Here is a 13,564-nt window from a genome sequence, read left to right as displayed (position 1 = left end):
GGACCAAATCTCAGCGTTCTATGAACACCACTGCCAGACATAGTCCGCTTATGCTCCATTTGACCGCGATGGTTTCGCTTGGTCGTTGGGCTCAGTAGGGTCCGGCCTGTACCGTCGCACTCTTCCAGACCGGCGCGCGGTGGGCGAGGCGCACCACGGTGCAGATCGGATTGACGGAGGCCGCTCCTTGCTGGTCGGGGTAGACGTTGCGGATTGTGATCCCTCGCAATCGACACGGCGCCGAGAATTCCTGGACAGTGCTCAGCCCTGTAAAGATTGCGTACATGCGTGCGGGAAGATTGGGCGCGGCGACATGGAACGAGCCAAATGAACGCGCCTCGTTGGCGCCGCCGTGGCCGGTCGGCCTGCTCGATCGCCCGACATAGATACCGCAACCGAATTTGCCGCAGGAGGTCGAAACCGGCCAAAGGGCCTGTCCGAACGGTCAACGCGCCGGAAGAGATCGCTCGCATCACCGGCCTGCCGCTCACACGTTGCGACGGCCGCGCTCCGAAGAGCGCTGTCGAGCGCTAATTTAATGCTCCATTCGTCGATTTGCGATCCCGGCGGCTCGGCACCTGCAGTGTTAGCCTGCCTTGATCCGCGGAGTTAGATTAGCGAAAAGATGGCCTCGCCATTTGGAAACGCCTGCCAACCTATTGAATTTGCTGGAGGCCATCTTGGCCATTTCTTCCAAATGCGCTTTGAAATCATTACATATCAAGCAGGTTTTGATTCCGCCATTCGGAGGTTCGATCCCTCCCGCCCCAACCATATTTAAACTATTGATTTTATTAGTAAAAAAATCAGAGGCCAGCTTGGCTGGCGGCCGGTTTGGAAATCGGCTCGGACCACCTTGTTCCAGGCTCCGTTATTTTTTTCTGGGTACTTTTATACCGTCTAGTTTCGAGCCCCGCAGATGGCGCCTGCGCTTCTGATGTGGACGGTCACGCTGTGCTATTCACCCCTGCCACCAGCGATCCGAGGCGACGACATTCGCGATGATCGAGCGAATTTCGACGGCGATGGCCGACCTGGATTCGCTCGATGCGGAATGCGACCGGGTGGTTTGCACCTGGAGGGGCGCTGGCATCTGGAGCTTGAGCGGCAAAGGGAGGCCTGCCTCTCGTTGGACTTCAACTCCAAGACGCTACCAACTTGAAAGGGCGTTTCTGCAGGCCCCGACCGATATGTTCTCTATATTGGCGTGTGGTTGATCGAAGTTGTGCATGGTAGCTCTTCCAGATCGAGCCCGGAATGACGAAGGCGAATCTCGACGATGTTGTCTCTCCCTAAAACCAAGATACGCGTCCTGCTGCTGGAGGGCGTGAACGACTCGGCAGCACGCATGTTCGAAGGCAATGGCTATACCGAGCTGCAACGTCTGCCGAAGGCGCTGGGTGCTGGCGAGCTCAAGCAGGCACTTTCCGGCGTCCATATGCTGGGGATCCGCTCGCGGACACAGTTGACCGCGGAGATCCTGGAGGCTGCCGACCGGCTGATGGTGGTTGGCTGCTTTTCGGTCGGCACCAACCAGGTCGATCTTGATGCCGCGCGACGCTTTGGGATTCCGGTATTCAACGCTCCATACTCCAACACTCGCAGCGTGGCTGAGCTGACCATCGCCGAGATCGTGATGCTGTTGCGCCGGATATTTCCACGGTCGATCTCCGCTCATGCTGGCGGCTGGGACAAGTCCGCCGAGGGTAGCCGCGAGGTGCGCGGCAAGACGTTGGGCATCGTTGGTTATGGCAACATCGGTTCGCAGTTATCGAATCTCGCGGAAGCCATGGGCATGCGCGTGATCTATTTCGATCACACCGACAGATTGCGTCACGGCAATACCGAGCCGGTTGAGACACTGGACGATCTGCTTGCGGCCAGCGACGTCGTTTCACTGCATGTGCCGGAGACGCCGGCCACCGCCAACATGATTGGCGCGGCCCAGCTTGGGCTGATGAAGCCGGGGGCCTATCTGATCAATAACTCGCGCGGCACCGTGGCCGATCTCGATGCGCTGGCAAGCGCCCTGCGTGAGGACCGGCTGGCAGGTGCTGCGGTCGACGTGTTTCCGGTCGAACCGGCGTCGAACAACGACCGCTTCGTCTCGCCGTTGCAAGGCTTGTCCAATGTGATCCTCACGCCGCATGTCGGCGGTTCGACGGAGGAGGCGCAAGATCGTATTGGCGGGGAGGTCGCTCGCAAGCTGATTGATTATTCCGATGTCGGCTCGACCTTCGGCGCGGTCAATTTTCCGCAGGTGCAGTTGCCGGCGCGGCCGACCGGCACGCGCTTCATCCATGTCCACCGCAACGTTCCCGGCGTGATGCGTCAGGTCAACGACGCAGTGTCTCGGCACGGGATCAACATCCAGGCGCAATACCTGCAGACCGACCCGGAAGTCGGCTACGTCGTGCTCGAAACCGACGTTGTCGGCGGTGAAGGCGAGGAGCTGCTGGCCGAGCTGAAGGCTATTCACGGCACGATCCGCGTGCGGGTGCTGTACGACCAGAACCGGCCGCAGGGGTGACGAGATGGCAGTACGTGGCGAAATGCTGTCCTGTTGGCGGTAAGTCGAAAGGGCTTCCATCCGCCTTTGGACCGGTTCGGTGGCAGTGCAACACCGGTTGTGGCGGAAGTGGAATGTTCCGCGGGTGAAGCTCCCGCGGTGGCCGCCAATTGCCTCGTCAAACCCGCTCTACCGGAACGGCGAATACATATCCGACGCCGCGCTCGGTCTGGATCACGCGTGGCGCGCTTGGATCGCGCTCAAGCTTACGCCGCAGTCGGAGAATCTGCACGTCAATGCTGCGGTCGAAGACATCTTCGTGGACGCGGGTCGCCTGCAATAGGTGCTCGCGGCTAAGCGGACGTTGTGGCGCTTCGAGAAAGGCCAGCAGCATCGCGTACTCGCCCTTAGTCAATGCGACCGCGGCGCCGGCCGGGTCCGTAAGCTGCCGGATCCTGCGGTCGAGCTGCCAGCCGGAAAATCGAAATCGGCCACGCTCTGGATCGCGCGCCGGCGTGGCCCTCCCGGCATCGAACCGGCGCAGGATCGCGCGAACACGCGCGAGCAATTCACGCAGGTTGAATGGCTTCGTCAGATAATCGTCGGCGCCAAGCTCGAGACCGACCACTCGATCGATGTCGTCGCGGCGGTGACCCGTGATGATGATCACGGGCACTTCGGAGTTCAAGCGGATCTCCCGAAGAAGATCCAGTCCGTCTTCTAGTCCAAGCCGGAGATCAAGGATCACCAGATTGACCTCGGCACTGCCAAGCCGACCGACCATTTCCTGCCGATTACTTGCTGCCAGGGTCCGGATGTTGTTCTCCGCGAAATAGTTTAGGATCATGCGCTGCAAGGCAGGATCATCTTCCACGACGAGGACGCACACTTGGCGATCAACGCTTCCGCGAGGACCCGGGTCATTCAGTGATGAGCCGCTCATTGCATCCAGTTCCTTCAACGGCACCGCCGGTGGCCGTGTACAGCTGCGGTTTCGCGTGTCTGCTGCTGGCGCTCGTTTGTCTCAGCGCGTTCTCGCCGGCAGACGCTCAATCGCCGGGCTCTGAGGCGCGCGCCGACCGCGAGCCTATCACGCCAATTCCCGCGCCGCGTGCCCAAGACCCACAGCGTGTCCTGCTTGGAGAACGATTGTTCGGCGACCGGCGTCTGTCTCACGATAATACACACAGTTGTTCATCGTGCCACGATATAGGAACCAATGGCGCCAGCGCCAGGATCCACGATACGCGTGAAGGCCAACCGATCGCCCTCAATACGCCGACGGTCTTCAATGCGAGTCTGAACTTCCGCCTGAATTGGGAAGGCAACTTCCGCTCGTTGGAAGAAGGAATCGAGGGCAGTCTTCGCAATCCAGCGATTATGGCGTCGAGCGTTGACGAAGCCCTGGGCAAACTGCGTGCTGACCCCGAAATCGCGGGGCAGTTTCGTGATGCCTATGGAATGGAGCCTGATGTCGCCGCCATGCTGGATGCGATCGCGACATACGAGCGGACATTGGTTACGCCAGATAGCCGCTTCGACCGATGGCTTGCCGGGGAAGCCAACGCCATGACGCCGGACGAGTTGTCGGGTTATCAGGTTTTCAAATCGCTCGGCTGCATCGCCTGCCATCAGGGTGTCAATGTGGGCGGCAATCTGTTTCAACGGCACGGCATCTTCCATCCGTTGGGCTCGCCGGAGCCGGCATTGGTTCGCGTGCCCAGCTTGCGAAATGTGGCGACGACAGCGCCATACTTCCATGATGGCAGCGCGGCCACGTTGCCGGAGGCGGTCAAAGCGATGGGCGTCGCCCAACTCGACCGCGTTTTGACCGATCAGCAAACAGCCGCCATCGTCGCCTTCCTCAACACGCTGACCGGGACATATCGAGGTCAAGCCGTAAGGCCGGCCAACGCCACACCACGCACTGGCTCGCAGATCCCATGAGGAATCTGCCGTTTATTCTCGGGGTTTCATTTCTGCTCGCGCTGCTGACCTGGCTGTTGTTGCGCGGCATAGATACCAACGCGTCCGCTTATGCTGTGACGCTCCAGACGCTCGACGAATATGCGCTTGCCGAGGCCTCGCTTCACCGCGACGTGCTTCAGGCGCGAGCCGGCCTGCTTCGTGACTACGATGCATTTGCTGTCGATGCGCGAGCGATGGACGATGCGGTCAGTCGGCTCCGATCTCACGCACGGGCCGAAGGTCTCGATCCGAAGCCAATTGACCAGCTGGCGTCGGCGGTTGTCGAGCAGGAAGAGCTGCTGGAGCGTTTCAAGACCAGCAACGCATTGTTGCAGAATTCGCTCTCCTATGTAGGCCTGCTCAGCACGAGCCCGGCGTTCCTTGCCAACGACGTGCAACTCGCGCCGGCAACGGGCGCGTTGGCGGCCGCGATCCTCTATTTGTCGCGAGACACCTCATCCGGTGCGATGCGAGCGCTCCAGGAAAAGATCGACCAGTTTGCGCAGCAAATGCCCACCACGGGACCGGACGCGGAATCGGCGCGCGCGATGCTGGCGCATGCACGGCTGCTCTCCGAGCAGCTCCCAGCGGTCGATGAAACGCTGAAGGCCTTCATCGCCGCGGCCAGCACGCATGCCCTGGAGGAGGTCCGCGAACTGTTTTCCCGCCGTCGGTCCGTGGTCGAAGCGGGGGAGCAGCGCTATCGGCTGCTGCTCTACGTTGTCTCCCTGCTGTTGGTCGTCATGCTCGTCATTCTCGGCCTTCGGCTACGAGCTCGGGCGGTGGCGTTGCGTCGGCGGGCAGCATTCGAACACGTCATTGCCGAAAATTCGACGCGTCTGATCAACTGCTCGCCGGCCGAGACCGGGACGCGATTGAAGCAGGTGCTGGGTGAATTCAGTCGGATCATCGACGCGGATCGCGCGTATGTGGTTTTGGACGAGAGGCCGATCCGGGTCCACGCATGGTCGAAGGACGGAGTGACGTTTCCGCCAGGTTGGCCTCGACGGGCCTTGGCGGTGGCCGAGCAGCTCGGCGGAGGGGACGGCGTCACGATTGCCGACGCGAGCGCCTTGCCGCCCGGCGCTATCAGGGATGCATTGGCGGGCACCGGCGTGCGCGCGTGGGCCTGTTTGCCGCTGGTTCGGCCGGGTCGGGTCCAGGGCATCATGGGTTTTGACCGCTTCCGCCCGATACGGAACAAGGTCTCTCCTATCCCGCTCGCGCGGCTTGCCAGTGACGCCGTAGCTAATGCGCTCGAGCGCGAATTTCTGGAACGCGAGCGGACCAAGCTTGCCATGCGGCTGGAGCGGGCACGTCGCATGCAGATGATAGGATCGCTGGCCAGCGGGATCGCGCATAACTTCAACAATATCATCGGTGCGATCCTTGGCTATTCGGAGATGGTGGAGCCGCAAATCACCCGCGGTTCCAAACCGGCACAGCACATCGACGAGATACGCCGGGCCGCCGAGCGCGGTCGCGACCTCGTCGACAATATCCTCACCTTCGGCCGGCGGACCGACGGGCGTGCTCGTCCGGTTCAGGTGCGCACCTTGCTCAACGAGGCGGCCTCGTTGTTGCGTGCCTCGTTGCCGTCGGATGTAGAGCTTGTCTTCGAAGACGTTCCGGCCGACGTCGCCGTATCAGGCGAACCGGCGCAGCTTCAGCAGGTCATTCTCAATCTCTGCACCAACGCCGCGCAAGCGACGACCGATGGCGGTTGTGTCCGCGTGGCCGTGAAACAAGAACAGATGGCCGCTTTCGTGGAGATGAGCGAGGGTGGGCTCTCCCCGGGTCGCTACGTATGCCTTTCCGTCAGCGACAGCGGGAGCGGAATCGATGAACGCGTGGCGCGGCGGATGTTCGAGCCATTCTTCACGACGCGGGTGGCAGGAACTGGCCTTGGTCTCGCAACGGTTCGCGAGATCGTCCGCGATCATGATGGAGCCATCAACGTTCAGAGCGAACCTGGCTGTGGAAGCCGGTTCGAAGTCTGGCTGCCCGCTGTGGCGGCGGACTCCATCGCGGCTGACGGATTGCCGGCGCTTCCGCTTGGACGCGGCGAGACGGTGCTGATCGTCGAAAGCGAGCGGGAACGCTTGCTGCGCGATGAGGAGAAGCTGGCGGCGCTGGGATACGAGCCGGTCGGCTTTGAGGTCGCGGCGGATGCCCTTGCTGCATGCCGTTCCGACGCTGCGCGATTCGATATCATTCTGGTCGGTCACGCCTCGCGGCCCCAGGGCGGGGTGGAATTGGCGCGAGCCCTGCACGAGGTAGCGCCGTTGCAGCCCGTGTTGCTTGCCGTCGCGACTGCCGCCGATGTCAGCATCGATTTGCTGACGGACGCCGGTATCTCCGAAGTGCTGCACTGGCCGCTGGATAACGCCGAACTTGCTGCGGCATTGGACCGCTGCCTGCGAACGCCGGCCAGGTTACAGCCGTAACACGATTACCCTTGCCTGAAATACTTCCGTAGCGCAGGGCCGCCATTTCTGGTGGCCCGCAGCCGTGCATGCGCGCGTCAAGATGACGGAGGTGACAACGGCGACCAGATCGAGCGTTAGCACCAACGAAACCACCACCCCAGGAATGAGCGTTCGCGCTGATTCATCAATCCTCGAAAGGACCGCTTCAATGGCAATCACAGCCAGTTTTTCGGCAGGCTCCGGCGTGCTGACGGTGTTCGACGACGCCCTCGACAACTCCATCGTCGCCAGCCGCGATGCGGCCGGCAACATTCTCATCAACGGCGGCGCGGTGACCATCCTCGGCGGCCGACCGACGGTTGCCAACACCGCGACGATTCAGGTGTTCGGTCAGGCCGGAAACGACACGATCTCGGTCGACGAAGCCAACGGTGCGATGCCGGCGGTGCAACTGTTTGGCGGCGCGGGTAACGACATCCTGATCGGGGGCTCGGGCACTGATCTGCTGTTCGGCGGCGCCGGCAACGATGTCCTGCAAGGCAAGGGCGGGGACGATCTCCTGTTTGGCGGAGACGGCAACGACACCCTGACCGGTGGCACCGGCAGCGACCAGATGTTCGGCGGGGCCGGCAACGACCGCATGATCTGGAATCCGGGCGAGGGCACCGACCTGATGGAAGGCGGCGACGGCATCGATACCGCCGAGGTCAATGGCGGCAACGGCGCCGAAGTCTTTTCGATCACGGCCAACGGCACCCGCGTGCGCTTCGATCGGATTAACCCAGCGCCGTTCTCGCTTGATATCGGAACCACCGAGAACCTCGTGCTTAACATGAACGGCGGTGACGACGTTTTCACCGCCGGAAACGGCCTCGCCAACCTGATCCATCTCACCATCGACGGCGGCGATGGCAACGACACCATTACCGGCGGTGACGGCAGCGACACGCTGATCGGCGGAGCCGGTAACGACGTCATTATCGGCGGCCGCGGCAACGACAGCCTGCTCGGCGGCACCGGCGACGACACCTTCATCTGGAATCCGGGCGACGGCAGCGACACCGTCGAAGGCCAGGACGGCATCGATACGCTGGTCTTCAACGGCGCCAACGTCAGCGAGAACATCAATATCACCGCCAACCACGGCCGCGTGACGTTCAGCCGCGACGTCGCCAGTATCACGATGGATCTCAACGGCATCGAGCACATCGATTTCAACGCGCTCGGCGGCGTCGACAACATCAATGTCGGCGACCTCACCGGAACCGGCGTCACTCAGGTCGCGATCGATCTCGAGTCCACACCTGGCAGTGGCGTCGGCGACGGCGCGGCCGATACCGTGACCGTCAACGGCACCAATGGCAGCGACAACATTCAGGTGACGGGAGCGGGAGGCTCGGTCACGGTCGCCGGCCTGCCCGCAACGGTTACCCTTGCCGGATCAGAGGGGGCCAACGACCAGCTCATCGTCGAGGGTGGTGCTGGCAACGACGTCATCACCGCTGCCGGCCTTGCGGCCGGTGTCATCGGTCTCATCATCGATGGCGGTGCCGGCAACGACACCATCACCGGAAGCCAGGGCAACGACACGCTGATCGGCGGCAACGGCAACGACACCGTGATCGGTGGTCGCGGCAATGATGTCGCGTCGCTTGGCAATGGCAACGACACCTTCGTCTGGAATCCGGGCGACGGCAGCGACACCGTCGAAGGCGGGGCAGGCACCGATACGCTGGTGTTCAACGGCGCCAATGTCGGCGAGAACATCGACATCTCGGCCAATGGCTCGCGGGTGAGGCTGTTCCGCGATGTCGGCAACGTGACCATGGATCTTGGTGGCGTCGAGCACGTCCAGCTCGCTACCCTCGGCGGCGCCGACACGGTCACAGTCAATGACCTCTCCGGAACCGACGCCAAGCAGATCGCAATCGACCTGTCGGCGACGCCGGGCAGCGGTCAGGGCGACGGCGTGGCGGACACCGTGAACGTCAATGGCACCGCCGGTGACGACCGCATCAGCGTCGTCAGCACGGGCTCGTCCGTCGTCGTCAACGGATTGGCGGCACAAGTGATGGTCAGTGGTATGGACGCCGGGCTCGATCGGCTTGTCGTCAATGGCGGCGATGGCAACGACACCATCACCGGCAGCGCGGGCAACGACACCGTCATTGGCGGGCGCGGCAATGACGTGGCGAAAATGGGTGCCGGCGACGACACCTTCGTCTGGAACCCGGGCGATGGCAGCGACACCGTGGACGGAGGGGCCGGCAACGACACCCTGCTGTTCAACGGCGCCAACGTCAACGAGAGCATGGATATCACGGCCAGTGGCAGCCATGCGATCTTCAGCCGCGACGTCGGCGTCGTCACCATGGATCTCGATCGCATCGAGACCATCGACGTCAACGCGCTGGGTGGTGCTGATACCATCACGGTGGGCGACCTGTCCAAGACCGACGTGAAGCATGTTGCGATCGACTTGTCCGCGCCTATCGGTAGCGGTCAGGGCGACGGTCAGGTCGACACGGTCGTGATCAACGCCACCAATGGCGACGACGCGATCTCGATCAACGACAACAACGGCGTGATCACGGTGTCGGGTCTGGCGACCGACGTCACGATCACCGGCTTCGAGGCCAACGATCGCATCGTGATCAACGGCCTCGGAGGCGATGACGTCGTCAACGCCTTCGGGCTCGGAGGGGCGATGCAGTTCATCGCCAATGGCGGCGACGGCAACGACATCCTGATCGGCAGCCGCGGCAGCGACACTCTGAGCGGCGGCGCAGGGGATGACACCCTGATTGGCAATGGCGGAACCGACGTTCTCGACGGTGGCACCGGCAACAACCTCCAGTTCCAGGCGGTGATGAATCCCGGCAGTGCCGTGAGTAACGCTTCGTCTGTGGCGAGTGCTGCCCTGCTGGGCCAGTTCATGGCCTCAAGCCTGGTCTCGACGGGGGCTGCACTCGGCGGCATGCCGCTTGCCGATCCTGCGCCTGACCAGCAGCCGCTGCTGACGCAGCCGCACGCGGCCTGACGCAACATCACCCTGGAGAGCATCCATGAGCAACGAAACCAACAGCACGGGACCGGTCGATCAAGGTCTCGAAGCCCTTGTGACGCTGCTGCATCTCCAGGGGGTTGCGGCCGATGCCGGACAGATCGCGCATCGGCTGGGCACGGAGAAGATCGGCACACCGGAGATGCTCCGGTGTGCCAAAGACCTCGGGCTCAAGGCGCGTGCTTGCCGGACCGACTGGTCCCGGCTCGGCAGCACGCCCTTGCCCGCCATCGCGGCCCTGCGCAACGGCGGATTCCTGGTGGTCGCCAAGGCCGCCGAGGGCAAGGTTCTGGTGCAAGCGCCGGCGTCCCGGCCCGCACTGATGACGCAGGACGAACTGGTGTCGGTCTGGGACGGTCAACTGATCCTGATGACCCGTCGCGCCGGTCTGTCGGATATCACTCGCCGCTTCGGCATCGCCTGGTTTCTGGGCGCGATTCACAAATATCGTCATCTGCTCGGTGAGGTGCTGGTCGGATCGTTTTTCCTGCAGCTGTTCGGCCTGGTTTCACCGCTGTTCTTCCAGGTGGTGATCGACAAGGTGCTGGTGCACCGGTCGCTAGCCACCCTCGACGTCCTGGTTCTTGGACTGGTGTCGATTTCGCTGTTCGAGACCGTGCTGGGGATCCTGCGCACCTATCTGTTTTCCCACACCACCAACCGGATCGACGTCGAACTCGGCGCACGCCTGTTTCACCATTTGCTGGCTTTGCCGATGGCCTATTTCCAGGCCCGTCGTGTCGGGGATTCGGTGGCGCGGGTGCGCGAACTGGAGAACATCCGCAATTTTCTCACCAGCTCGGCGTTGACCCTGCTGATCGACCTGTTCTTCACGTTCGTCTTCCTGGGCGTGATGTACTTCTATTCGCCGCTGCTGACGTGGATCGTGATCGGCTCGTTCCCCTTCTATATCGCGATATCGGCCGGGGCGACGCCCCTGTTCCGGCGGCGGCTCGACGAGAAATTCCGGCGTGGTGCCGAGAACCAGGCTTTTCTGGTCGAGAGCGTCAGCGGCATCGAAACACTCAAGGCGATGGCGGTCGAGCCGCAGATGCAGCGCCGTTGGGAAGAGCAACTGGCCGGCTATGTGGCGGCGAGCTTCCGGGTCCTCAGTCTCGGCAACAGCGCGAGCCAGACGGTACAGCTGGTCAGCAAGATCGTCACGGCCAGCATCCTGTATTGCGGTGCCAAGCTCGTCATCGGTGGCGATCTCTCGGTCGGCGAACTTGTCGCCTTCAACATCCTGGCCGGCAGGGTGAGTGCACCGGTGCTGCGCCTGGCGCAGATCTGGCAGGATTTCCACCAGGCACGGTTGTCGATCGCGCGGCTCGGCGACATCCTCAACACCACCGCCGAGCAGACCTATTCGGCCGGGCGGGCGCGGCTGCCGTCGATCCGCGGCGACATCAAATTCGACCACGTCTCGTTTCGCTACCGCGTTGACGGACAGGAAGCGCTGCACGATGTCTCGTTCGAGGTGCCGGCCGGCCAGACCGTCGGCATCGTCGGACCCTCGGGCTCGGGCAAGAGCACGTTCGCCAAGCTGGTGCAGCGGCTCTATGTCCCGGAGCGTGGGCGGGTGCTGGTGGACGGCATGGACCTTGCCATGGCCGATCCAGCGTGGCTGCGCCGCCAGATCGGCATCGTGCTGCAGGAGAACGTGCTGTTCAACCGTTCGGTGCGCGACAATATCGCGCTTGCCGATCCGGCGATGCCGATGGAACGCATCGTTGCGGCGGCGCGGCTCGCCGGAGCGCACGACTTCATTCTCGAACTGGCCGAAGGCTACGATACCGTGGTCGGCGAACGCGGCTCGACGCTTTCGGGCGGTCAGCGGCAGCGCATCGCCATCGCGCGGGCGCTGGTGGGCGATCCGCGCATCCTGATCTTCGACGAGGCGACCAGCGCGCTGGACTACGAGAGCGAGCGCATCGTTCAGCAGAACATGAAGGACATCGCCAAAGGGCGGACGGTGCTGGTGATCGCACACCGGCTCTCGACCGTCCGCGCGGCGGACCGCATCGTCACGCTCGATCGCGGTCGCCTGGTCGAGGACGGCAGCCACGACACGCTGATCAAGACCGGCGGCCGCTACGCGTCGCTGCACCGGTTGCAAGGAGGATTCCATGAAGTCGTCTGAAGCGGCGGTTGCCGCCGGATCCGAGCCACGCGTGATCCCGTTCCGCCCTGCGCAACGCAAAAGCAGCGAGGAACTGGCGTTTCTGCCGGCGGCGCTCGAGATCGTAGAGACGCCACCGTCGCCGTTGGGGCGCGCGACCGCGGCCAGCATCGCCCTGATGTTTTGCGCGGCCTTGCTCTGGGCCTGGTGGGGCACCATCGACATCGTGGCTTCGGCGACCGGAAAAATCCTGCCGGGCGACGGCACCAAGGTGGTGCAGCCGTTCGAGACCGGCGTCGTGCGGTCGATCAGGGTACAGGACGGGCAGGCGGTCAAGGCCGGCGACGTGCTGATCGAACTCGACCCGACCGTGAACGCGGCGGAGCGCGATCATTTGCGCAATGATCTGCTGGCCGAGCGGCTCAACATCGCGCGCGTGCGCGCGGCGCTCGCCGGCAGCGACGATCCCGCTGCCGACTTCACGCCGCCCACCGGGGCCGACCCGGAACTGGTTGCGACCCAGCGTCAGTTGTTGCTCAACCAGGTGACCGAGCAGCGCGCCAAGATCGCGGCACTCCTGCGCCAGCAGGCGCAGAAGGAGGCCGAGCAAGCCACCGCATCGGCGACAATCCACAAGCTTGAGACGATCATTCCGGTGATCCAGTCGCGCGTCGACATTCGCAAGACGCTGGTCGAGAAGGAGCTGGGCTCGAAGCTCGGCTATTTCGAGGTGCTCCAGCTGCTGGTCGAGCAACAGGAAGAGTTCAACGTGCAGAACAGCCATCTGCATGAGACCGAGGCGGCGATCGCGGCGATCCGCGAGACCCGCGGGCAGGCGGCGGCGGAGTATCGGCATACGCTCTCCGACGAACTGGCCAAGTCCGAGCAGAAGGCGAACGGGCTCGCGCAGGACCTGATCAAGGCCGAGCAGAGGACCAGGCTTCAGCAGCTGACGGCTCCCGTCGACGGCGTGGTGCAGCAGCTCGCGATCCACACCATCGGCGGCGTGGTCACGCCGGCGCAGTCGCTGCTGGTGGTCGTGCCGAGCGACAGCCGGCTGGAAATCGAAGCCATGGTGTCGAATCACGACATCGGCTTTGTCCATGCCGGGCAGCAAGCCGAGATCAAGATCGATACCTTCAATTTTACCCGCTACGGGCTCCTGCATGGTCAGGTGCTTTCGGTCTCGCAGGATGCTGTCGTCCGCGATCGTCAGCACGATCGCGCTAGCGATCGCGCTCTGGTGACGCAGAGCGAAACCAGCGAGCCAAAGGGACAGGAACTGAACTACAGCGCGCGCATTTCGCTCGATCGCACCGAAATGCAGATCGACGACAGGATCGTTAGTCTTTCACCCGGCATGGCGGTGACCGTGGAGATCAAGACGGGATCGCGGACGGTCCTGAGCTATCTGCTTTCACCGCTGCTGCGCTACCGCCAGGAAGTCTTGCGCGAGCGCTAGGCCGGCGAGCACT

8 protein-coding genes are annotated in these 13,564 nt (G+C 63.1%); 6 read left to right on the top strand and 2 right to left on the bottom strand.

The window, feature by feature from the left end; translation table 11 throughout:
• Nucleotides 1–91: 91 nt before the first annotated feature.
• Entirely contained in the window at nucleotides 92–229 is a 138-nt protein-coding gene (locus tag K359_RS63120; RefSeq protein ID WP_165128587.1) for a hypothetical protein, read from the bottom strand.
• Between the two features lie 1,050 nt (nucleotides 230–1,279).
• Between K359_RS63120 and serA the strand changes: the two genes are divergently transcribed.
• Nucleotides 1,280–2,530, top strand: coding sequence for a phosphoglycerate dehydrogenase (gene serA, locus K359_RS0104565; protein WP_035976037.1), 1,251 nt, complete (start codon nucleotides 1,280–1,282; stop codon nucleotides 2,528–2,530).
• Nucleotides 2,531–2,687: 157 nt separating this feature from the next.
• Here serA and K359_RS0104560 read toward each other — a convergent pair whose 3' ends face one another.
• Nucleotides 2,688–3,452 (bottom strand): response regulator, encoded by a 765-nt coding sequence (locus K359_RS0104560; protein WP_035976035.1) that lies wholly within the window; start codon nucleotides 3,450–3,452, stop codon nucleotides 2,688–2,690.
• 29 nt (nucleotides 3,453–3,481) lie between these two features.
• On the opposite strand from K359_RS0104560, the gene K359_RS0104555 reads away from it, so the two are divergent.
• The 5 genes from K359_RS0104555 to K359_RS0104535 all read left to right on the top strand — a co-directional run bounded on the left by K359_RS0104555 (nucleotide 3,482) and on the right by K359_RS0104535 (nucleotide 13,551).
• Nucleotides 3,482–4,456, top strand: a complete 975-nt coding sequence (locus K359_RS0104555) for a cytochrome c peroxidase (RefSeq protein ID WP_029078299.1) — start codon at nucleotides 3,482–3,484, stop codon at nucleotides 4,454–4,456.
• Complete coding sequence (locus K359_RS0104550; protein ID WP_029078298.1) at nucleotides 4,453–6,924, top strand: two-component system VirA-like sensor kinase; 2,472 nt, start codon at nucleotides 4,453–4,455, stop codon at nucleotides 6,922–6,924. Before K359_RS0104555 ends, K359_RS0104550 begins: the two co-directional genes overlap by 4 nt.
• 190 nt (nucleotides 6,925–7,114) lie before the next feature.
• Nucleotides 7,115–9,946 carry a calcium-binding protein gene (locus tag K359_RS51040; RefSeq protein WP_051345970.1) on the top strand — a complete coding sequence of 944 codons (2,832 nt, stop codon included), beginning with the start codon at nucleotides 7,115–7,117 and terminating at the stop codon, nucleotides 9,944–9,946.
• Nucleotides 9,947–9,971: 25 nt separating this feature from the next.
• Nucleotides 9,972–12,110 (top strand): type I secretion system permease/ATPase, encoded by a 2,139-nt coding sequence (locus tag K359_RS0104540; RefSeq protein ID WP_029078297.1) that lies wholly within the window; start codon nucleotides 9,972–9,974, stop codon nucleotides 12,108–12,110.
• Entirely contained in the window at nucleotides 12,097–13,551 is a 1,455-nt protein-coding gene (locus tag K359_RS0104535; RefSeq protein ID WP_029078296.1) for an HlyD family type I secretion periplasmic adaptor subunit, read from the top strand. Before K359_RS0104540 ends, K359_RS0104535 begins: the two co-directional genes overlap by 14 nt.
• Nucleotides 13,552–13,564: the final 13 nt, after the last annotated feature.

The sequence above is a fragment of the Bradyrhizobium sp. th-b2 genome (assembly GCF_000426785.1).
In the GTDB taxonomy this organism is placed as follows: domain Bacteria; phylum Pseudomonadota; class Alphaproteobacteria; order Rhizobiales; family Xanthobacteraceae; genus Bradyrhizobium; species Bradyrhizobium septentrionale.
The sequence above is the reverse complement of the archived record's forward strand: the minus strand, read 5'-3'. Positions and strand labels throughout refer to the sequence as shown.

Bases quoted from the DNA above. Each gene is read 5' to 3' on its own strand.
- serA (WP_035976037.1), top strand. From the start codon at position 1,280: ATGTTGTCTCTCCCTAAAACCAAGATACGCGTCCTGCTGCTGGAGGGC.
- K359_RS0104560 (WP_035976035.1), bottom strand. From the start codon at position 3,452: ATGAGCGGCTCATCACTGAATGACCCGGGTCCTCGCGGAAGCGTTGAT.
- K359_RS0104550 (WP_029078298.1), top strand. From the start codon at position 4,453: ATGAGGAATCTGCCGTTTATTCTCGGGGTTTCATTTCTGCTCGCGCTG.
- K359_RS51040 (WP_051345970.1), top strand. From the start codon at position 7,115: ATGGCAATCACAGCCAGTTTTTCGGCAGGCTCCGGCGTGCTGACGGTG.
- K359_RS0104540 (WP_029078297.1), top strand. From the start codon at position 9,972: ATGAGCAACGAAACCAACAGCACGGGACCGGTCGATCAAGGTCTCGAA.
- K359_RS0104535 (WP_029078296.1), top strand. From the start codon at position 12,097: ATGAAGTCGTCTGAAGCGGCGGTTGCCGCCGGATCCGAGCCACGCGTG.